The organism is Serratia ureilytica, assembly GCF_017309605.1.
Taxonomy (GTDB): Bacteria; Pseudomonadota; Gammaproteobacteria; order Enterobacterales; family Enterobacteriaceae; genus Serratia; species Serratia ureilytica.
The window spans coordinates 3910326-3931603 of sequence record NZ_CP071320.1 but is presented as its reverse complement, the minus strand read 5'-3'; the positions used below and the strand labels follow the sequence as shown (position 1 = coordinate 3931603).

General features: G+C 59.1%; 21 protein-coding genes and 1 other annotated feature. Of the genes, 12 read left to right on the top strand and 9 right to left on the bottom strand.

All coding sequences use genetic code 11. The annotated features are described in order from the left end of the window. Positions 1–280: 280 nt before the first annotated feature. The 3 genes from J0X03_RS18545 to J0X03_RS18535 all read right to left on the bottom strand — a co-directional run bounded on the left by J0X03_RS18545 (position 281) and on the right by J0X03_RS18535 (position 1416). Entirely contained in the window at positions 281–484 is a 204-nt protein-coding gene (locus tag J0X03_RS18545) for an HHA domain-containing protein (protein WP_004940313.1), read from the bottom strand. A 50-nt stretch (positions 485–534) separates the two neighbouring features. Beyond that, positions 535–903, bottom strand: coding sequence for an Hha toxicity modulator TomB (gene tomB, locus J0X03_RS18540; RefSeq protein WP_004940312.1), 369 nt, complete (start codon positions 901–903; stop codon positions 535–537). 159 nt (positions 904–1062) lie between these two features. After that, a complete protein-coding gene (locus tag J0X03_RS18535; protein ID WP_033642103.1) occupies positions 1063–1416 on the bottom strand; it encodes a hypothetical protein in 354 nt (117 codons plus the stop codon). 406 nt (positions 1417–1822) lie between these two features. On the opposite strand from J0X03_RS18535, the gene J0X03_RS18530 reads away from it, so the two are divergent. Genes J0X03_RS18530 through J0X03_RS18520 form a run of 3 tightly spaced genes read left to right on the top strand, consistent with a single transcriptional unit; the run spans position 1823 to position 4294 of the window. Continuing rightward, positions 1823–2536 (top strand): metal ABC transporter ATP-binding protein, encoded by a 714-nt coding sequence (locus tag J0X03_RS18530; RefSeq protein WP_033642104.1) that lies wholly within the window; start codon positions 1823–1825, stop codon positions 2534–2536. Then, positions 2533–3390: a metal ABC transporter permease gene (locus J0X03_RS18525; protein WP_033642105.1), complete on the top strand. Its 858-nt coding sequence runs from the start codon at positions 2533–2535 to the stop codon at positions 3388–3390. Before J0X03_RS18530 ends, J0X03_RS18525 begins: the two co-directional genes overlap by 4 nt. Positions 3391–3415: 25 nt before the next feature. Next, positions 3416–4294: a metal ABC transporter substrate-binding protein gene (locus tag J0X03_RS18520; protein WP_033642106.1), complete on the top strand. Its 879-nt coding sequence runs from the start codon at positions 3416–3418 to the stop codon at positions 4292–4294. A gap of 105 nt (positions 4295–4399) precedes the next feature. On the opposite strand, the gene ykgO is transcribed toward J0X03_RS18520, so the two are convergent. The 4 genes from ykgO to sdeX form a co-directional block, all read right to left on the bottom strand. Next, positions 4400–4540 carry a type B 50S ribosomal protein L36 gene (gene ykgO / locus J0X03_RS18515; protein WP_004940304.1) on the bottom strand — a complete coding sequence of 47 codons (141 nt, stop codon included), beginning with the start codon at positions 4538–4540 and terminating at the stop codon, positions 4400–4402. Between the two features lie 12 nt (positions 4541–4552). Continuing rightward, complete coding sequence (locus J0X03_RS18510) at positions 4553–4807, bottom strand: type B 50S ribosomal protein L31 (protein ID WP_004940303.1); 255 nt, start codon at positions 4805–4807, stop codon at positions 4553–4555. A 186-nt stretch (positions 4808–4993) separates the two neighbouring features. Continuing rightward, complete coding sequence (gene sdeY, locus J0X03_RS18505) at positions 4994–8140, bottom strand: multidrug efflux RND transporter permease subunit SdeY (protein WP_033642107.1); 3147 nt, start codon at positions 8138–8140, stop codon at positions 4994–4996. Positions 8141–8157: 17 nt separating this feature from the next. Further along, the gene (gene sdeX, locus J0X03_RS18500; RefSeq protein ID WP_160204026.1) at positions 8158–9345 is read right to left on the bottom strand and encodes a multidrug efflux RND transporter periplasmic adaptor subunit SdeX; all 1188 of its coding nucleotides are present in this window, start codon (positions 9343–9345) and stop codon (positions 8158–8160) included. Positions 9346–9487: 142 nt separating this feature from the next. On the opposite strand from sdeX, the gene acrR reads away from it, so the two are divergent. The 3 genes from acrR (at position 9488) to mscK (ending at position 14002) form a co-directional block, all read left to right on the top strand. Continuing rightward, complete coding sequence (gene acrR / locus J0X03_RS18495) at positions 9488–10147, top strand: multidrug efflux transporter transcriptional repressor AcrR (RefSeq protein ID WP_033642109.1); 660 nt, start codon at positions 9488–9490, stop codon at positions 10145–10147. A gap of 11 nt (positions 10148–10158) precedes the next feature. Beyond that, a complete protein-coding gene (locus J0X03_RS18490) occupies positions 10159–10512 on the top strand; it encodes a DsrE/DsrF/TusD sulfur relay family protein (protein ID WP_033642110.1) in 354 nt (117 codons plus the stop codon). 100 nt (positions 10513–10612) lie between these two features. After that, positions 10613–14002: a mechanosensitive channel MscK gene (gene mscK, locus J0X03_RS18485; protein ID WP_160204027.1), complete on the top strand. Its 3390-nt coding sequence runs from the start codon at positions 10613–10615 to the stop codon at positions 14000–14002. Between the two features lie 34 nt (positions 14003–14036). On the opposite strand, the gene rsmS is transcribed toward mscK, so the two are convergent. After that, entirely contained in the window at positions 14037–14216 is a 180-nt protein-coding gene (rsmS, locus tag J0X03_RS18480; RefSeq protein WP_016928837.1) for a pleiotropic regulatory protein RsmS, read from the bottom strand. 108 nt (positions 14217–14324) lie between these two features. Next, positions 14325–14861 (bottom strand): primosomal replication protein PriC, encoded by a 537-nt coding sequence (priC, locus tag J0X03_RS18475; RefSeq protein WP_033642112.1) that lies wholly within the window; start codon positions 14859–14861, stop codon positions 14325–14327. 134 nt (positions 14862–14995) lie between these two features. Here priC and J0X03_RS18470 point away from each other — a divergent pair, with 134 nt between their 5' ends. From J0X03_RS18470 to htpG, 6 genes are all read left to right on the top strand, one after another. Next, positions 14996–15376: a DUF454 family protein gene (locus tag J0X03_RS18470; RefSeq protein WP_016928835.1), complete on the top strand. Its 381-nt coding sequence runs from the start codon at positions 14996–14998 to the stop codon at positions 15374–15376. Between the two features lie 268 nt (positions 15377–15644). Further along, positions 15645–16196 carry an adenine phosphoribosyltransferase gene (gene apt, locus J0X03_RS18465; protein ID WP_019454166.1) on the top strand — a complete coding sequence of 184 codons (552 nt, stop codon included), beginning with the start codon at positions 15645–15647 and terminating at the stop codon, positions 16194–16196. Between the two features lie 92 nt (positions 16197–16288). Beyond that, on the top strand, positions 16289–18247 hold the full coding sequence (dnaX, locus tag J0X03_RS18460) for a DNA polymerase III subunit gamma/tau (protein WP_033651109.1): 1959 nt from the start codon (positions 16289–16291) through the stop codon (positions 18245–18247). After that, positions 17580–17644 (top strand) — a sequence feature (DnaX frameshifting element). Its footprint overlaps the gene before it by 65 nt. A 41-nt stretch (positions 18248–18288) precedes the next feature. Then, complete coding sequence (locus J0X03_RS18455; protein WP_004940264.1) at positions 18289–18618, top strand: YbaB/EbfC family nucleoid-associated protein; 330 nt, start codon at positions 18289–18291, stop codon at positions 18616–18618. Next, a complete protein-coding gene (gene recR / locus J0X03_RS18450; RefSeq protein ID WP_004940263.1) occupies positions 18618–19223 on the top strand; it encodes a recombination mediator RecR in 606 nt (201 codons plus the stop codon). The genes J0X03_RS18455 and recR overlap by 1 nt, the downstream gene beginning before the upstream one ends. Positions 19224–19366: 143 nt before the next feature. Further along, positions 19367–21232: a molecular chaperone HtpG gene (gene htpG, locus J0X03_RS18445; protein WP_160880180.1), complete on the top strand. Its 1866-nt coding sequence runs from the start codon at positions 19367–19369 to the stop codon at positions 21230–21232. Positions 21233–21278 lie beyond the last annotated feature (46 nt).

Genomic DNA, 21278 nt, shown 5'->3' with positions numbered 1-21278 from the left:
CCTGGCGGTGATGGATCACGCCGCCCGGCGCGGCGGCGTGGCAGCGATGGCCTCAGGGATATTCGCCGCGATGTGCACCACACAGGCAATGTGAGGCGAGCGTCTTCACGCGTGAATAGCGTTAAGGCGTAATACCCCGGGCATTAACCGAGAATTGTTGCTATTTATTATTAACGGCAAAGATGAGTGTAATTAACATTTCGTTGTCAATAGGAAAATGACCTATTCAACTTGAACATTGAAGCCGATAAAAGCATCGGCTCAACGCGTTGGGGGCTGATTATCTGACATATTTCCAAACGGAGGTGGGGATTTTGTCATACAGCTTGTTCATGGTCAGCTCCGCCAAACGATGATCGGCGGCTGAGTAAAACAGCTCCAGTTCATCATCGGAAAGCTCGTACTTATTTTTTTCAATAACACGTTCGAGAGTATCAATCGTGGTGCATTTACGTAAACGCATCAGATAGTCGGTTTTAGTCATGGTGGCCTTTTAGTTTAATAACCGTAAAATAGCTCGGGAATAATTATCCCCTAAGTTTTCATTGTCGTACAGATGTCCTCTCCTGAGAACATTCTGAATAATCTCGCCTTGGTTTTTTGCCAGCGGCGCAGGTCGGAATCATTGATACCGTAGCTGCTGAACAGCGTATAGGTATCGTCGAGATATTCCTCGACTAACTCCGACAAATCGGATTCGTCCATGTATTTAATTTTATAACTCATCACAAACGAAGCGATATGTTCGATCAACTCATTAAGCTGAAGGTTGACGGAGGATGTCGGATCGTTGACCCACCCGTGGTGGCTGTCTCCCAGGGTGGCGATACCTTCATCATACAAATTTTCGCACAAGAATTTGAGTTGAGCAATGTCGTGTCGCTTAGGCGAATACTCATCCATATCATCCCCTCCGTAAGTCTTAATGGCGGTGTTGATAACACTATGTGAGTAAGCTGATTTACATCATGAACGGAGGCAGCTTAACGGTGGTTAAATAAACTTCCCGTAAAATGAATATAAATCATTTTTTCGCGTTTGGCCTGCAGTTATTACGTAAACTTACAATTCATCCGCGGTTGATGGGCGTGAGTTATCAATGATGTCGAAGATTAAACCCCGTTGCGCCACACGGAACCGGACGCTATCGCTGATCGTGTCTTCGCTGTTGATATCCAGGCAAGCATTAAAAATGCCCCACTTATAGCGATAACTCATTGAATAATCGCTGTCACCTTGTTGCACTATATCAAGTATTTCTAATGAATCTTCGGCATAGCGTGCGCTTTCAGAATAAAAACTGAGTCCGCTGGTCAGCGACGGCACTAACTCCGCAATATTGTCATTAATCACTTTCTTTAATTTTTTAACAGAAAGTGCGTTGACGTCCTGGTTACAGGCAAGGGTAACAAGCATTAATCTCGGCCAACAACAATGTTATCTGCTCATCTTACTCCTTTTCCACTCGCGCCGGTAAATTTTTCGATTTACCGCTGTTTTTTTACCTTCCGCCAACATTTGCGTCGAACGGGAATATCCCTGAGTTTGATAAGGGGGCGAGGGGGGGACCTGCTGCGCGACGAGCTGTTACGTTCCGTTGCATTAATGAGTCCGGCAACGCTTGAGACATACCATTAATTGTGATGTTATATTGTAACTATAAATCTGCTGCTTTGGTTATTCCCTTGATTCCCACTTCGCAAAATGACGCCGCGTCGTCACTGAATTCGTTGTTCACCACCTCCGCGGCCGTGCGCTGTGTGGGCGCTATCGTTTTGTTGACTCTGCTGTGGCTCGGCATTTTTTGGGCGGTGTCGCTGCCATGATTTCATTACGTCAGCTGGCGATAGGCTATGGCGCCACGCCGCTTTTCCCGCCGCTGAGCGGGCAGTTTAGCGCCGGTTCGTTAACCGCGGTGGTGGGCGTCAACGGGGCAGGGAAATCGACGTTGCTGAAAACGCTCGCCGGTTTGTTGCCGCCCTTGGCGGGTCGCCTGGACTTTAGCGGTGAAAAGCCGCCGCGCAAGGCTTATTTACCGCAGCAGGCGGAGCTGGATCGGCAATTCCCGATCGCGGTGAGCGATCTGGTGGCGATGGGATGTTGGCCGCAAAGCGGCATGTTCGGCGGTATGAATCAGCGTGCGGCGAGCCAGGTTAATGAGGCGCTGGCGAGCGTCGGCATGAGCGCGCTGGCGCACAGTCCGGTGGGCGAGCTCTCCGGCGGCCAGCTGCAGCGGGTGCTGTTTGCGCGCCTGCTGGTCCAACAGGCGCCGTTGATCCTGCTGGATGAACCCTTCACCGGCATCGACAGCGCCACTACGCAGATCCTGCTGCAGGTGATCGCGCAGCTGCACCAGCAGGGGAGAACGGTGATCGCCGTCCTGCATGACATGTCGATGGTCGCCGAGCATTTTCCGCAGGTGCTGTTGCTGACCCCGCAGGCGTGTCATTGGGGCGCGGCCGAGCGCGTGCTGGAACAGGTGCCGCGGTATCTCGCCGCCGAACGGCAGCCGAGCCTGCGGGTGGTGGCGCCATGATGCTGTTGCATGGGCTTATCGACCCTTTTCTCTCTTTCGGTTTTATGCGTCGCGCATTGATGGCGTGTCTGGCGCTGTCGCTCAGCGCCGCCCCGCTGGGGGTGTTTCTGTTGCTGCGCCGCATGAGCCTGGTGGGGGATGCATTGTCCCACGCGGTGTTGCCCGGCGCGGCAATCGGTTATCTGATTTCCGGCATGTCGCTGGTGGCCATGGGCGTGGGCGGCTTTATCGCCGGGCTGGCGGTGGCGATGTTGTCCGGCCTGGTGAGCCGCCGCACGCCGTTAAAAGAGGACGCCAGCTTCGCCGGATTCTATCTGGGGTCGCTGGCGCTCGGGGTCACGTTGGTCTCGCTGCGCGGTTCCAGCGTGGATCTGCTGCACGTGCTGTTCGGTTCGATTCTGGCGGTGGATGCGCAGGCGATGCTGATGGTCGGTGCGATCGCCACGGTGTCGCTGCTGGCGCTGGCGGCGCTGTACCGCGCGTTGGTAATCGAGTCCTTCGACGTCACTTTCCTGCGCGTTAACGCGCCGCGCCGGTTGGCGCTGATCCACGGCCTGTTTTTGGCGCTGGTGGTGGTCAATCTGGTGGCGGGGTTCCAGATCCTCGGCACCCTGATGTCGGTGGGGCTGATGATGCTGCCCGCCGCCAGCGCACGCTTCTGGGCGCGCAATCTGCCGCAGACGCTGGCGGTGGCGATGGGCATCGGCGCGCTGTCCAGCCTGACTGGGCTGGTGTGGTCCTACTACGCTTCGCTGCCTGCCGGTCCGGCGATCGTTCTCAGCGCCAGCGTCATCTTCTTTGTCTCGATCCTGTTTGGAACGCGTGGAGGCATTTACGCCTTTGCGCGCCGTTGAGAAGTGCCATTTGCAAGGAGAAAATATGAAACGTTTACCTATATCGCTGGCGGTCGCTGCTCTGCTGGCCAGCCCATTGGCGATGGCGAAGACCGTCGACGCCGTCGCCAGCTTTTCCATTCTGGGAGATATCGTTAAACAGGTGGGGGGCGATCACGTCAAGGTCAGCACGCTGGTGGGGCCGGATGGCGATCCGCACAGTTTCGAGCCTTCGCCGCAGGACGGCAAGAAGCTGGCTCAGGCTGATGTGGTGTTCGTCAGCGGCCTGGGGCTGGAAGGGTGGATCGATCGCCTGGTCAGCGCTTCGGGTTATAAAGGGCAGGTGATCACCGCTTCACAGGGGATCAACACCCGCCAGATGGAGGAGGACGGCAAACCGATTACCGATCCCCACGCCTGGAACAGCATGAAAAACGGCGTGCAGTACGCCACCAACGTGATGAACGCCCTGATCGCCGCCGATCCCGAGGATGCCAACTATTTTCGCCAGCGCGGCGCCGAATACATTCAGCAGTTGCAAAAGCTGGATCTGTGGGCCAAAACCCAGTTCGCCGCTGTGCCGCCGCAGAAACGTAAGGTGCTCACCAGCCATGATGCCTTTGGTTACTTTGGGCAAGAGTATGGCGTCACCTTCCTTGCGCCGGTCGGATTTTCCACCGAGGCCGAAGCCAGCGCCAGCGATGTGGCCGGCCTGATCAAACAAATCAAACAGGAAAAAGTTAACGCTTACTTTATCGAAAACCAGACCGATCCGCGGCTGGTGAAACAGATTGCCGCCGCCACCGGCGCCAAGGCGGGCGGCGAGCTGTACCCTGAAGCGCTCTCGCGCGTGGGCGGCCCGGCGGCCACCTATGAGCAGGCGTTCAAGCACAATGTCGACGCGCTGCTGAGCAGCATGAAGTAATCTCCGCCCCCGCTTGCCGGCGGGGGCAGCTTGTAGGCACTTTCTCGCCATAAAAAAAGCCCCGTTGAGCAGCAACGGGGCTTTGCGACAGATGGCACTTTGGAGTTAACGCTTTTTCTTACGTCCCTGTACCGCTTTGAATCGCGGATTGCTTTTACAGATCACATAGATGCGGCCACGACGACGCACGACTTTGCAATCCGGGTGGCGATTTTTCGCCGAACGCAATGAACTCAATACCTGCATGGGGGTTCCTTGTTACTTATTGCCGATAAAGCGGCCAAAGCGCTGCTGGAAGCGCGCCGTGCTGCCTTCTTTGGAATAGTCTTTCTGCTTGCCGGTGTAATACGGATGCGAAGCGGAAGAGACGTCGAGGGTGACATACGGCCAGCTTTCGCCGTCCAGTTCGATGGTGCGATCGGTTTTGATGGTCGATCCCACTTTGAAGTAGGCGTTGGCGCTGACATCGTGGAACACCACGGTGCGATAATCGGGATGGATGCCGGGTTTCATAATGGCTCTCTCGTGTAATGTTATACTATAACAACAATTATGCGCCGACCGGGCATCACGATCAAGCGTAAATTGCACACACGAGTGAATTAATGAGAACGGTTTGCATTAAGCAACTGAAGCAAAAGAAAAAGGCCGCATGCGCGGCCTTTTCGATTATCGGGTAGAAATCTCTTCACTGAACGATCAGTGATGCTCTACCGGGTGGCTGTGTTCCAGGTCTTCGTTCTTCTTGCTGAAGCGGCGGCGAACCACCACGAAGAACACCGGTACGAAGAAGATCGCCAATACGGTCGCGGTGATCATCCCGCCCATTACGCCGGTACCTACCGCGTTCTGTGCGCCGGAGCCTGCGCCGCTGCTGATAACCAGCGGCAGAACCCCGAGGATGAAGGCCAGGGACGTCATCAGAATTGGACGCAGACGCATACGCACCGCTTCCAACGTCGCTTCGATCAGACCTTTGCCTTCTTTCTCCATCAGATCCTTGGCGAATTCCACGATCAGGATGGCGTTCTTCGCCGATAGACCGATGGTGGTCAACAGCCCCACCTGGAAGTACACGTCGTTATTCATGCCGCGCATCGTCGCGGCCAACAACGCACCGATAACCCCCAGCGGCAATACCAGCATGACCGAGAACGGTACGGACCAGCTTTCATACAGCGCCGCCAGACACAGGAACACCACCAGAATCGAGATGGCGTACAGCGCCGGCGCCTGGTTGCCCGACAGACGTTCCTGATAGGACATGCCGGTCCAGTCGTAACCGATGCCGCTTGGCAGTTTGGACGCCAGCTGTTCCATCAGGTTCATCGCTTCACCGGTACTCTTGCCCGGTGCAGCCTGGCCCAGAATTTCCATCGACGGCAAGCCGTTATAGCGTTCCAGACGCGGTGAGCCGTATTCCCATTTCGCCGAAGAGAAGGCGGAGAATGGCACCATCTGGCCGCTGGTACCGCGCACGTACCACTTGTTGATGTCTTCCGGCAGCATACGGAACGGCGCGTCTGCCTGTACATACACCTTCTTCACACGACCGCGGTCGATGAAGTCGTTGACGTACGAACCGCCCAGTGCGGTGCTCAGCGTGCTGTTGATGGTGGTGATGCTGACGCCCAGCGCCTTGGCTTTCTCCTGATCGACGATCAGTTTGAACTGCGGCGTATCTTCCAGGCCGTTCGGGCGCACGCCCACCAGCACGTCCGGATGCTGAGCAACCATGCCCAACAGCTGGTTACGCGCTTCGGTCAGTTTCTCGTGCCCCAGGCCGCCCTGGTCAATCAGCTCGAAGTCGAAGCCGGTTGCGGTACCGAGTTCGATGATCGCCGGCAGGTTGAACGGGAACACCAGGCCTTCTTTAATCTGCGAGAAGGCGCCCATGGCGCGACCCGCGATCGCTTCCACCTTGTTCCCGGCCCCTGGACGCTCACCCCAGTCTTTCAGGCTGACGAATGCCAGGCCGTTGTTCTGGCCGTTACCGTTGAAGCCGAAGCCCGCGACGGTAAACACCGAAACCACGTTGTCCTTTTCCTTGTTCAGGAAGTAGTCGGAGACTTCTTCCAGCACTTTGTTGGTACGGGACTCGGTGGCACCGGCAGGCAACTGCACCATGGTCAACAGGATGCCCTGATCTTCGTCCGGCAGGAACGAGGAAGGCAGGCGCAGGAACAGCAGGCCCATGCCAACCACGATCAGCAGGTAGATGATCAGGTAGCGACCGGTGCTGCGCAGGATGTTGCCCACGCTGTCGGTATAGTGATGCGTGCTCTTCTCGAACATGCGGTTAAACCAGCCGAAGAAGCCTGTTTTAACCCCGTGATCGCCTTTTGGGATCGGTTTGAGCATGGTGGCGCACAGCGCCGGCGTCAGGATCAAGGCCACCAGCACCGACAGCGCCATCGCGGACACGATGGTGATCGAGAACTGGCGATAGATAGCGCCGGTTGAACCGCCGAAGAACGCCATCGGCACGAATACCGCCGACAGCACCATGGCGATACCCACCAGCGCGCCCTGGATCTGGCCCATCGATTTACGGGTAGCTTCTTTCGGCGGCAGCCCCTCTTCGGACATAACGCGCTCGACGTTTTCCACCACCACGATGGCGTCATCCACCAGCAGGCCGATCGCCAACACCATGCCGAACATCGTCAGGGTGTTTATCGAGAAGCCGAACGCCGCGAGGATCGCAAAGGTCCCCAGCAACACCACCGGCACCGCGATGGTTGGGATCAGCGTCGCGCGGAAGTTCTGCAGGAACAGATACATCACCAGGAATACCAGGATGATGGCTTCGATCAGCGTTTTCACCACTTCGTTGATAGAGATCTTAACGAATGGGGTGGTGTCGTACGGATAAACCACTTTCATCCCTTGCGGGAAGAATGGCGCCATCTTGGCCAGCTCGTCTTTCACACCTTTGGCGGTGTTCAAGGCGTTGGCGCCGGTCGCCAGTTTGATACCCAGGCCGGCGGCAGGCTTGCCGTTATAACGCGCGGTAACGGCATAGCTCTCCGCGCCGCGCTCGATGTGAGCGACGTCGCGCAGGCGCACCTGGGAACCGTCGGTATTGACCTTCAGCAGGATCTTGCCGAACTCTTCCGGCGAAGTCAGACGGGTCTGCGCGATGATCGAGGCGTTCAACTGCTGCCCCGGCACCGGCGGCAGGCCGCCCAGCTGGCCTGCGGCGATCTGGTTGTTCTGCTCGGTGATGGCGGAGGTCACATCCGTGGTCGTCAGCTGGTAGTTGTTCAGCTTGTTCGGATCCAGCCAGATACGCATCGCGTACTGGGCACCGAACAGCTGCACTTCACCCACGCCGGACGAACGGCTGATCGGGTCCTTGATGTTGGACGCCACGTAGTCCGCAATATCGTCCTGAGTCATGTTCGGATCGTCGGAAACGAAGCCGGCCACCATCAGGAAGCTGCTGCTGGATTTTTCTACTTTCAGGCCCTGCTGCTGAACTTCTTGCGGCAGCAGCGGGGTGGCCAACGACAGTTTGTTCTGGACCTGAACCTGCGCGATGTCAGGATCGGTGCCGGACTCAAACGTCAGGGTAATGGTGACGCTACCAGAGGAATCACTGGTGGAGGACATGTACATCAGGTTATCGATACCATTCATGTTCTGTTCGATAATCTGTGTGACGGTATCCTGCACCGTTTTGGCATCTGCGCCCGGGTAGTTGGCGGAAATACTCACCGCCGGCGGTGCAATAGTGGGATACTGCGCGATTGGCAGTTTCATTATTGCAAGCACCCCCGCCAACATGACGATGATGGCGATTACCCAGGCGAAAATTGGGCGGTCTATAAAGAACTTAGCCATGTATTACAGGCTCCTTTTTATGACTTCTGCGCTTCAGACTGCGGCTGTTTTTGCGCCTGAGTGTCAACTTCCTGCACTTTTACCTGCGCGCCCGGATGCACTTTCATCAGGCCGGTGACGATGACGCGATCGCCGGCTTTCAGGCCATCGGTAACCAGCCATTTGTCGCCAATCGCCTGGTCCGCCTTCAGCGTGCGCAGCTCAACTTTGTTGCCTGCCCCTACCACCAACGCCGTCGCGTCGCCGCGCGGGTTGCGGGTGACGCCCTGTTGAGGCACCAGCAATGCATCGCTGCGTACGCCTTCGTCCAGACGGGCGCGCACGAACATGCCAGGCAACAGCGTATCGTTCGGGTTAGGGAACAGGGCGCGAATGGTGATGGAGCCGGTGGTCTCATCGACGGTGACGTCGGAGAACTCCAGCGTGCCTTCCTGCGCGTATTCGGTGCCGTTTTCCAGCATCAGTTTCACTTTGGCCTTGCCGTTTTCCTGCTTCAGCGCGCCGCTGGCCAGTTCTTGCTTCAGGCGCAGGAAGTCGGTGCTCGACTGGGTGACGTCGACATACATCGGATCCAACTGCTGCACGGTGGACAGGGCGGTTGCCTGGCCGTTACTGACCAGCGCGCCTTCGGTCACGGCGGATTTGCCGATGCGGCCGGAGATCGGAGAGGTCACCTTGGTGTACGCCAGGTTGATGCGCGCGGTTTCCACGGCGGCCTTGGCGGCCACCACGGCGGCATCCGCTTGCTGCAGCGTGGACACGGCGTTGTCATAGTCCTGCTTGCTGATGTAGCTGGTGCCCAGCAATGGCTTGTAGCGGTTTACCGTCACGCGTGCGATGGAAGCGCTGGCCTGCGCTTTGGCCAAATCGCCTTTCGCGCTGTCGTAGCTGGCCTGATAGGTCGCGGGATCGATTTGGTACAGAGACGTCCCGGCCTTGATATCGCTGCCTTCAACGAAGTTACGCTTCAGGATGATGCCGCTGACCTGAGGGCGAACTTCGGCGATGCGATACGCAGCGGTGCGGCCAGGAAGATCGGTAGTGATATTGAGAGGCTCGGCCTTCAAAGTGACTACGCCCACTTCAGGAGCCTGCTGTTGGGCGCCTTGCTGTTGGGTTTCTTTATCGTTACATCCTGTTAGCACTAAGCTGCCTGAAAGCATCAGAACGGCCGCCAGAGGCGTTAACCCTCTGTTTTTGTTCATAGAAAAACCTCAAGTGTCCGATTTCAAAATGATCAATGGATCACAAGCTTTAAAACCCATTGCTGCGTTAATTATATGTGCGTGCTATGGTACATACATTCGCGAATGTATGTAAATCACACTCCCCCTAAATAACAATGCCATGGCACGAAAAACCAAACAGCAGGCGCAAGAAACCCGGCAGCAAATCCTCGATGCTGCGGTGAGAGAGTTCTCTGAACGTGGCGTTGCTGCAACGTCACTGACAGATATTGCCACCGCTGCCGGGGTTACGCGTGGAGCCATTTACTGGCACTTCAAAAATAAGGTAGACCTGTTTAATGAAGTTTGGGAATCTACCGAGCCGAAAATTGACCAGCTCGAAACAGAGTATCAGGCAAAGTTTCCCGATAATCCACTGCGGGTTATCCGGGAAATTCTGATTTACATTCTGACGTCTACGGTTGAAGACGGCCGCAGGCGGGCGTTGATGGAGATTATATTCCACAAATGCGAGTTTGTCGGTGAAATGATGCCGCTGCTGGATTCGCGCAAGGTGTTGTACCTCGCCGGCTACGAACGCATCGAAGCGGTGCTGTATAACTGCATTCACCACGAGCAATTGCCCGCCGATTTGCATACCCGCCGTGCGGCGATCATCCTGCGCGGTTATATCACCGGCCTGATGGAAAACTGGCTGTTTATGCCGGAAAGTTTCGATCTGCGGGCCGAAGCCGAAGCGCTGGTCGATGCGTTTTTGGAGATGCTGCAGTTTTGCCCCACCTTGCGCCTCAACCCCGACGTCGACCGCCTTCCTTTATAAGGAGAGATTTCATGTCATCAGTTGTTCTTATTGCCAATGGCGCCGCCTATGGCCATGAATCCTTGTTCAATGCGCTGCGGTTGGCCATCGCGCTGAAAGAGCAGCAAAGCAATCTCGACCTGCGGCTGTTTCTGATGTCCGACGCGGTGGTGGCCGGGCTGGCAGGACAGCAGCCGCACGAAGGATACCATCTGCAGCAGATGCTGGAGATCCTCACCGCGCAGCAGGTGCCGGTCAAGCTGTGCAAGACCTGCGCCGACGCGCGCGGCGTCAGCCGCTTGCCGCTGGCGGACGGCGTGGAGATCGGCACGCTGGTCGAACTGGCGCAGTGGACGCTGGCGGCGGAGAAAGTGCTCACTTTCTGATTTCGCGACAACGGGACATCACCGGCAACGTTTTTGTTGTTCGTTGCCCGCCGGCGATCGTGATAATCTTCAGGCTTCTTAACCGATCCGAAGCTAAATCATGCATCGCTGGTTGACTCTGCCCTCTCTGACGCCGCGCTCGTTTGTCGGCGCATGCCGGCGGCGCATCGCCGCCGCGACACTCCTTTTCCTGATTTGCGCGCTGAGCTTGCCGGTGCAGGCGGCGCTGAACGGCGATTTGCCGCAGCGCAGCGAAGTGCAAAGCCAGCTGGAAGCGCTGAGCAAGCAAAAAGCCCTGACGCCGGTCGAAAAGCTGTCCCAACAGGATTTAACCCGCACGCTGGAGCTGCTGGACGCCATCGAGCGCAATCGGCAGGACGCCGCGCAGCTTAAACAGCAGGTGCAGCAGGCGCCGGCGAAGCTCAATCAGGTGACCGCCGAACTGGATGCGCTGAAGCAGCCGGTAGACAATGCGGCGGCGCGCGCCGCGCTGTTGCCGCTGTCGCTGCGTCAGCTGGAAAGCCGGCTGTATCAAACGCTCGACGAGCTGCAAAGCGCGCAGGAGAGCCTCTCTACTTACAACAGCCAACTGGTGTCGCTGCAAACCCAGCCTGAACGAGTACAAAGCACCATGTACGCCGCTTCGCAGCGCCTGCAGGAGATCCGCAGCCAGCTCAGCGGCCAGACGCCGGGGCAAGATTCGCTGCGCAACAGCCAGCAGGTGATGCTGACCACCGAGCAGGCGTTGCTCAACGCGCAGCTGGAGCTGCAGCGCAAAAGTCTGGAAGCCAATACCACGCTGCAGGATCTGCTGCAAAAACAGCGTGATTACACCACGGCGCATATCGACGCGCTGGATCGCTCGGTACAGTTGCTGCAGGAGATCGTCAACAGCAAACGTTTGACGCTGTCTGAAAAGACCGCCAAAGAGGCGCAGAACCCGGAAGACGCCACCGATATTCAGCACGATCAGCTGGTCAGCAAGCAACTGGACGTCAACCGCCAGCTGAGCCAGCGGCTGATCGCCGCCACCGAAGAGAGCAACACCCTGTTCCAGCAGAACATTCGGGTCAAAAACTGGCTCGACCGCGGGCTGCAGGCGGAGCGTAACCTGAAAGAACAGATCCAGGTGCTGAAGGGCAGCCTGGTGCTGTCGCGCATCCTGTATCAGCAGCAGCAGAGCCTGCCGCAGGGCACGCTGTTGGCGGATATGGACACGCGCATCGCCGATTTGCGGCTGGAGCAGTTCGATATCAATCAGCAACGCGACGATCTGTTCAAGGGAGAGGATTACATCAACCAGCTGGTGGCCGAAAGCAAGGAAAAGGCCGGCCCGGAGGTGATCGACGCGTTAAACGAGATCGTCGATATGCGCCGTGAACTGCTGGATCAGCTGAACAAGCAGCTCAGCAACCAGCTGTCGCTGTCGATCAACCTGCAGATCAATCAGCAGCAGCTGACCAGCGTTTACGGTTCGCTGCAAGATACGCTGACCCAGCAGATTTTCTGGGTCAACAGCAACAAGCCGGTCGATCTGGCGTGGCTGAAGGCGATGCCGGAGGCGGTGCGCGATCAGATTGCCGGGCTCGATCTCAAATTCGACGGCGGCAAGCTGGTGCAGGGCGGGTTGAATGCGCTGGTGTTCCTGATCCCGATGCTGTTGGCGATCGGGGTATTGCGCTGGCGCTACCGGCTGATCGACGGCCATTTGCAAAAGCTGGCCAACGACGTGGGGCAACTTAAGCGCGACGGCCAACTGCACACGCCGAAGGCCATCGCGCTGACCTTGCTGAAAGTGTTGCCCGGCGCCGCGTTACTCCTCGGCGTCGGTTTCTGGATGTATCGCGCGGATTTCGGCATCAGCGACTTTATATGGGCATTGTCGCAGCAGCTGGCGCTGTCGTGGCTGGTGTTCGGCTTCAGCTATCGCATGCTGAAACCGGGCGGCATCGCCGAGCGGCATTTCAACTTCGGCGCCAACCTGTGCGCGCATTACCGCCGTCAGACGCTGCGGCTGGGGTTGGCGCTGCAGCCGTTGATCTTCTGGTCGGTATTGGGCGAGAAAGCGCCGCTGCGTCTGGTGGAAGACGTGATCGGCCAGATCGTGGTGATGTTGACGCTGGCGCTGCTCACGGTGCTGGTGTTCCCGCTGTGTCGCGACAGCTGGCGTGAAAAGGGCTCGCACGCCGTGCGGCTGGTGGTGGTCACCGCGCTGGCCGCCACGCCGCTGATCCTGCTGGGGCTGATGTTCGCCGGCTACTTCTATACCACGCTGCGGCTGGCCAGCCGCTGGATAGACAGCCTGTATCTGTTTTTCCTGTGGAATATCGTATACCTGACCGCGCTGCGCGGCCTGAGCGTGGCGGCGCGGCGTCTGGCTTACCGGCGCGCGTTGGCGCGGCGGCAAAACGTGGCGAAAGAAGGAGCCGAAGGCGGCGAACCGGTGGTGGAAGAGCCGCCGCTGGCGCTCGATCAGATCAACCAGCAGTCGCTGCGCCTGACCACCCTGGTGCTGTTCGCCATCTTCGCCAGCGCTTTCTACGCCATTTGGTCGGATCTGGTGACGGTCATCGCTTATCTGGACAGCATCACGCTGTGGCATTACACCAGCACCGTGGCGGGCAGCAGCGTGTCGCAGGCGGTGACGCTGGGCAACATGATGGTGGCGATCGCCGCAGTGATTGTCGCCTACGTGCTCACCCGCAACTTGCCCGGTTTGCTGGAGGTGGTGGTGCTGTCGCGGCTGCAACTGCGGCAGGGGGCGTCTTACGCCATCACCACCGTGCTCACTTACCTGATTACCGCCGTGGGCGCCGTGGTTGCGCTGGGATCGCTCGGCGTATCCTGGGACAAACTGCAATGGCTGGCCGCCGGTCTGACGGTCGGGCTGGGCTTCGGCCTGCAAGAGATCTTCGCCAACTTCGTCTCCGGCCTGATCATTCTGTTCGAACGCCCGATCCGCATCGGCGATACCATCACCATCGGCACCTTCTCCGGTTCGGTCAGCAAGATCCGCATTCGCGCCACCACCATTACCGACTTCGATCGCAAAGAGGTGATCATTCCGAACAAGGCGTTCGTCACCGAGCGGCTGATCAACTGGTCGCTGTCCGATACCATCACCCGCGTGCTGATCAAGGTCGGCGTGGCCTACGGCTCCGATCTCGACAAGGTGAAAAAGGTGCTGCTGCAGGCGGCGCACGACAACCCGCGGGTGATGACCGATCCCGAACCGCAGGTGTTCTTCCTCAACTTCGGCGCCAGCACGCTGGATCACGAACTGCGGCTCTATGTGCGGGAACTGCGCGATCGCAGCTACACCGTGGACGAACTGAATCGCTCAATCGACCGCTTGTGCCGGGAAAACGGCATCGACATCGCCTTCAACCAGCTGGAGGTGTATCTGCATAACCAGCAGGGCAATGAAGTGCAGGAAGTGAAAAGAACGCTGTCGCCGGACGACGGCGGCCAGACGGCGGCGGATAAGTAATGAGAGGCGAAAGGGACAGCGGCGCTGTCCCCGGTTACTGTCCGGCAGGCAGATAGGGAGAGGTGACGCCGGCGCGCTGCAGCTTTTCCTGATAATCCCGTTTGACGATATCCAGCGCCGCCAGCGCGGTGGCCGGATCGATCTCGTTGCATTCCAGCAGGTAAATCAAGTCTACCGCCAGCTGCAGTTCGGGTGAGGCGTTTTCCAGAGACATAGCACCTGCGCTTATTTAATTAATGGGATGAATAACTCGGGTATCGGCAGAGTATAGTGAACCCGGCGCGCAACCGGGGAATAATCATTAAAATATTGTGATAAATCTTCAAAAACCGTTTTCTTTACGCTCGATATTGCGCTCGATGCGCGCCAACGCCTGACGACAGCGCATCAGCCGCCCCTCCAGCGCCGCCAGCTCGTGCTGCAGCTTTTGCTGCGCCGCCAGCGTGGTCTGGCGCCCCAGCAGGCTTTCCCGATCCTGAATCATGGCGATCAGCCGGCGTTCGTAATCCTGATGCTCGGCCAGCTTGTGGTAGAGATCGACCTCGGGGGCTTCCTTCGGCTGATTCTTGCGCCGCAGCGCCTGGGTCGCCAGCTCGCGCTGCAGGGCGGCGATCTGAGCCACCAGTTTTTCGGCCAGAAAGGCCACCTGGCTGGCGCGGCTGTCGTTAGCGGCGTTTTGCAGCTGGGCGAAGTTTTTCTCCACTTCGGCCAGGTAGTCGCGCAGCCGCGTGCCGCGGTTGGCGAACAGGGCGGCGTCGAACCGCGCCTGCGGGATCGGGGCGTCGCCGCGCGGGCTGACTTCGGCCGCCAGCGCCGCAATCTGCTGTGCCAACACCTGTAATAGACGCTGAGTGCTCACATAAGCTCCCTCTTGATTTCAACAGGCGTAAGCTTGCCCGCGAAGCCGTCCTGAAACAAGCGCCGCATGCATATTCCGCCGGCGCGGCGCCGATGCTACAGTAAGCCGCAACCGATTGAGGAGCGAAGAACCGCATGACGCGTGGGTTATTGATCATTTTGGGCTGGTTGGCGGTGGTGCTGGCGACGTTGGGCGTGGTGTTGCCGCTGTTGCCGACCACGCCGTTCCTGCTGTTGGCCGCCTGGTGCTTCGCCCGCTCCTCGCCGCGCTTTCATCACTGGCTGCTGTACCGTTCCTGGTTTGGCCCTTATCTGCGCCATTGGCAGCAGCATCGCGCGCTGCCGCCGGGGGCGAAGTGGAAAGCGGTGCTGGTGATCGTGCTGACCTTCGCCTGTTCGCTGTGGCTGGTGAAAATCTGGTGGGTGCGCGGGCTGTTGCTGCTGATGTTGGCCATTTTGCTGACCTTTATGCTGCGCCTGCCGGTTATTGATCTGCCGCAACAAAAACAGCGCTGATTGTACCTTAAACTCCTCAATAGCTTTCAAGCCGCAGCTAGGCGACAAACGCAGGCATCCCCGGGAGCTTACTTAGGTAAGTAATGTGTGCGGTCAACAACGCTGCGGGTTGAAAGATGCAGGGGAGAGTTGCATTTGTCCGCCAGTTTGCATAGATTTGGGCGTTTTCGTGCGCGGATCGCCTGCCATTTTTTCTCCGGTGTGTTTCACCCGGGGGCGGCGGGTGAGCGGCGCGCCGGTTTTCAGGCAGTTTTATCAGGCAACAATTATGACCGCTACTGCGCAGCAGCTTCAGTTTATTAAAGACAGTATCAAAACCATCCCGGATTATCCGAAGCCGGGCATCCTGTTCCGCGACGTGACCAGCCTGCTGGAAAACCCGTTGGCCTACGCCGCCAGCATCGAGCTGCTGGTTGAGCGCTATCGCGAAGCGGGCGTGACCAAGGTGGTGGGTACCGAAGCGCGTGGTTTCCTGTTCGGCGCGCCCGTCGCGTTAGCGTTGGGCGTCGGTTTCGTGCCGGTGCGCAAACCGGGCAAACTGCCGCGCGCCACGCTCAGCGAAAGCTATGAGCTGGAGTACGGCACCGACAAGCTGGAGATCCACACCGACGCCATCACCGCGGGCGACAAAGTGCTGGTGGTGGACGATCTGCTGGCGACCGGCGGCACCATTGAAGCGACCACCAAACTGATCCGCCGTCTGGGCGGTGAAGTGAAAGACGCCGCGTTCATCATCAACCTGCCGGATCTGGGCGGAGAAGCGCGACTGAACAAGCTGGGCATCGACTGCTACTGCCTGGTGGACTTCGCCGGTCATTGATGCGGCATCGCCCCTTGGGCACAACGGCCTCGCGGATTGCCGCGGGGCTGTGTTAGCATGACCCTCCAGATTACTCGACTTCTCCGGTATTAATGAGCTATCAGGTTCTCGCCCGTAAGTGGCGCCCTCAAACGTTCGCAGACGTGGTCGGCCAGGAACATGTCCTGACCGCGCTGGCCAACGGCCTCTCGCTGGGGCGGATCCATCACGCCTATCTGTTCTCGGGTACGCGCGGCGTGGGGAAAACCACCATCGCCCGCTTGCTGGCCAAAGGCCTGAACTGTGAAACCGGCATCACCGCCACGCCGTGCGGCCAATGCGACAACTGCCGCGAGATCGAGCAGGGGCGCTTCGTCGATCTGATCGAGATCGACGCCGCTTCCCGAACCAAGGTGGAAGATACCCGCGATCTGCTGGACAACGTTCAGTACGCGCCGGCGCGCGGCCGCTTCAAGGTCTACCTGATCGATGAAGTGCACATGCTCTCGCGCCACAGCTTCAACGCGTTGCTGAAGACGCTGGAAGAGCCGCCGCCGCACGTCAAATTCCTGTTGGCCACCACCGATCCGCAAAAATTGCCGGTGACCATTCTTTCCCGCTGCCTGCAGTTTCACCTCAAAGCGCTGGACGTCGATCAGATCCGCCAGCAGCTGGAAACGGTGCTGACGGCGGAGCAGATCACCAGCGACGCCCGCGCGCTGCAGCTGCTGGCGCGCGCCGCCGACGGCAGCATGCGCGATGCGCTGAGCCTGACCGATCAGGCGATCGCCATGGGGCAGGGGCAGGTGACGGCCGCCACCGTCAGCCAGATGCTCGGCACGCTCGATGACGAGCAGCCGCTGGCGATCCTCGAAGCGCTGGTCAGCGCCGACGGTGAAAAGGTGATGGCGCAGGTCGCGCAGGCCGCTTCGCGCGGCGTGGATTGGGAAAACCTGCTGGTGGAGACGCTGGCGTTGCTGCATCGCATTGCGATGGTGCAACTGCTGCCTTCGATGCTCGACAACCACTACGCCGCCGTGGAACAACGGCTGCGCGAGCTGGCGCGCACCCTGCCGCCGGCCGATGTGCAACTCTATTACCAGACGCTGTTGGTGGGCCGCAAAGAGCTGGCCTATGCGCCGGATCGCCGCATGGGGGTTGAGATGACCCTGCTGCGCGCGCTGGCGTTTCACCCGAAAGCGGTGATCCCGGAGCCGGTGGCGTTGGTGCAGACCGCGCCGGCGCCGATGGCGCAGCCGCAGCAGGCCGCATCGCCACAGCCGCCGCAGTTTCAGGACGCGCCGCCGCCGCTAGGGCAGCCGGCCGCGCCGCAGCGACAATCATCGACTCCTTTACCGGATGCCACCGCCCAGCTGTTGAAAGCGCGGTCCCAGCTGCAACGGCAGCAGGGAGCATCCACACCAAAAAAGAATGAGCCGGCGGCGCCAGGAATAGCGCGGCCGGCAAACTCGGCGCTGGGGCGTTTGGCTTCCGTGACCGAGCGCAGCCAGCAGCGCCTGGCGGAGAAGAAGGTGCCGGAAAAACCGGCGAAACCGGAAGCCTATCGTTGGCGCGCGCAGACCGAGCCCGAGGCGGCGCCGGAACCGCTGGCAACGCCGAAAGCGCTGCGCACGGCGTTGGAGCACGAGAAAACGCCGGAGCTGGCCGCCAAGCTGGTGGTGGAGTCGCTGGAGCGCGACGCCTGGGCGGCGGAAATCGATAAGCTGAAGATCCCGAAACTGGTGCAGCAGCTGGCGTTGAACGCCTTCAAGCAGCAGCCGGAGCCGGGCAAGATTAGCCTCCATCTGCGGTCTTCGCAGCGCCATCTGAATTCGCCTTCGGCGCAGAAGACGCTGGCCGACGCGCTCGGTGAGCTGTACGGCGGTCCGATCGAGCTGACCGTGGTGGAGGACGATAATCCGGCGGAGCGCACCCCGCTGGAATGGCGACAAGCCATCTATGAGGAAAAGCTGGCGCAGGCGCGCCAGTCCATCGAAGCGGATACCAACATTCAGACGCTGCGCCGATTCTTCGACGCGGATCTGGATGAAGAGAGTATTCGCCCCCTTTAAATGCTGCGCGATGTGCGCGGCCCTAGCGACGAGAGACGACTATGTTTGGTAAAGGCGGTCTGGGCAACCTGATGAAGCAAGCCCAGCAAATGCAAGAAAAAATGCAGCAGATGCAGGAAGAAGTCGCCAAATTGGAAGTGACCGGCGAATCTGGCGCCGGCCTGGTGAAAGTCACCATCAATGGCGCGCACAACTGCCGCCGCGTGGAAATCGATCCAAGCCTGATGGAAGACGACAAAGAGATGCTGGAAGATCTGATCGCCGCTGCGTTTAACGACGCCGCGCGCCGCATCGAAGAGACCCAGAAAGAGAAAATGGCCTCCGTCTCCAGCGGCATGCAGTTGCCGCCTGGCTTCAAGATGCCGTTCTGATGCAAACCAGCCCGCTCCTTGAATCCCTGATGGAGGCGCTGCGCTGCCTGCCGGGCGTCGGCCCGAAATCGGCGCAGCGCATGGCGTTTCAGCTGCTGCAGCGCGATCGCAGCGGCGGCATGCGTCTGGCGCAGGCGTTGACGCGCGCGATGTCGGAGATCGGCCACTGCGCCGATTGCCGCACCTTCACCGAGCAGGACGTCTGCACCATCTGCGCCAATCCGCGCCGCCAGCAAAACGGCCAGATTTGCGTGGTGGAAAGCCCGGCGGATATCCACGCCATCGAGCAGACCGGCCAGTTCGCCGGGCGCTACTTTGTGCTGATGGGGCATCTGTCGCCGCTGGACGGCATCGGGCCGGGCGATATCGGTCTGGATCGCCTGGAGCAACGGCTGGAAAAGGAAAGCATCACCGAAGTGATCCTCGCCACCAACCCGACGGTGGAAGGGGAGGCGACCGCCAACTACATCGCCGAGATGTGTGGCCAGTATGGCGTGCTCGCCAGCCGCATCGCCCACGGCGTGCCGGTGGGCGGCGAGCTGGAGATGGTCGACGGCACCACGCTGTCGCATTCGCTGGCGGGGCGCCACGCCATCAAGTTCTGATGTTTTCCCGGATGGGGCCGCCCGGCCCCATTGTTTTTTGCCAAAAATTTCCCGCCGTCCGCTTGAAAAACAAGACCCTGACCCTCATCTGATCCTCATTGTTCGATTTTGGTAGCCATTGTCTTTTGAGGTAATCAATGAGTATGAAAGGTCAAGAAACCCGCGGGTTCCAGTCTGAAGTAAAACAGCTGCTTCATTTGATGATCCATTCGCTGTACTCCAACAAAGAAATTTTTCTGCGCGAGCTGATCTCCAACGCCTCTGACGCCGCCGACAAGCTGCGCTTCCGCGCTCTGTCCGCGCCGGAGCTGTATGCCGGCGATGGCGAGCTGCGCGTGCGTTTGTCCTTCGATAAAGAGCAGCGCACCCTGACCATTGCCGACAACGGCATCGGCATGCGCCGCGAAGAAGTGATCGAAAACCTCGGCACCATCGCCAAATCGGGCACCAAAGCGTTCCTGGAATCCATCGGTTCCGACCAGGCGAAAGACAGCCAACTGATCGGCCAATTCGGCGTTGGTTTCTACTCGGCGTTCATCGTGGCGGACAAAGTGACCGTGCGCACCCGCGCGGCCGGCGCCGCCGATGACGAGGGCGTGTTCTGGGAGTCCGCCGGTGAAGGCGACTACACCATCGCCGACATCACCAAAGAGACCCGCGGCACCGAAATCACCCTGCATCTGCGCGAAGGCGAAGATGAGTACCTCGACGCCTGGCGCCTGCGCTCGGTGATCGGCAAATATTCCGATCACATCGCCTTGCCGGTAGAGATCGAAAGCAAGAACGAAGAAGACGGCACCGTCACCTGGGAGAAGATCAACAAGGCGCAGGCCCTGTGGACCCGCAGCAAGGCTGACGTGACCGACGAAGAGTACAAAGAGTTCTACAAGCACATCGCCCACGATTTCACCGATCCGCTGAGCTGGAGCCACAATCGAGTGGAAGGCAAGCAGGAATATACCAGCCTGCTGTATATCCCGGCGCAGGCGCCGTGGGACATGTGGAACCGCGATCACAAGCACGGCCTGAAGCTGTACGTGCAGCGCGTGTTCATCATGGACGACGCCGAGCAGTTCATGCCGAACTACCTGCGCTTCGTGCGCGGCCTGATCGATTCCAACGATCTGCCGCTGAACGTATCGCGCGAGATCCTGCAAGACAGCCGCGTGACGCAGAACCTGCGCGGCGCGCTGACCAAGCGCGTGCTGCAGATGCTGGATAAGCTGGCCAAAGACGACGCCGAAGGCTACCAGAAATTCTGGCAGCAGTTCGGTCTGGTGCTGAAAGAAGGCCCGGCGGAAGATAACGGCAACCAGGAAGCGATCGCCAAACTGCTGCGCTTCGCGACCACCCACGGCGACAGCTCGGCGCAGACCGTGTCGCTGGAAGAGTACGTCGGCCGCATGGCGGAAGGGCAGGAAAAGATTTACTACATCACCGCCGACAGCTACGCCGCCGCCAAGAGCAGCCCGCATCTGGAGCTGTTCCGCAAGAAAGGCATCGAAGTGCTGCTGTTGTCCGATCGCATTGACGAGTGGATGATGAGCTACCTGACCGAGTTCGACGGCAAGCCGTTCCAGTCGGTCAGCAAGGCGGATGAAACGCTGGATAAACTGGCGGATGAAACCGAAGAGCAGAAGGCGGCCGAGAAGCAGCTGGAACCGTTCATCGAACGCGTGAAAACCCTGCTGGGCGACCGCGTGAAGGATGTGCGTCTGACGCACCGCCTGACCGATACGCCGGCGATCGTGGTGACCGACGCCGACGAGATGAGCACCCAGATGGCCAAGCTGTTCGCCGCTGCGGGCCAGCAGGCGCCGGAAGTGAAGTACATTTTCGAGCTTAATCCTGAGCATGCGTTGGTCAAACGCGCATCCGACGTGGGCGATAACGAACATTTCGCCGAGTGGATCGACCTGCTTTTGGATCAGGCGCTGTTGGTTGAACGCGGCACGCTGGAGGATCCGAACCTGTTCATCCGCCGCATGAACAAGTTGCTGTCCGCCTGAAGTTGATTATATGCGCCCTTAACGGCACCGTTAGGGGCGCATTTCC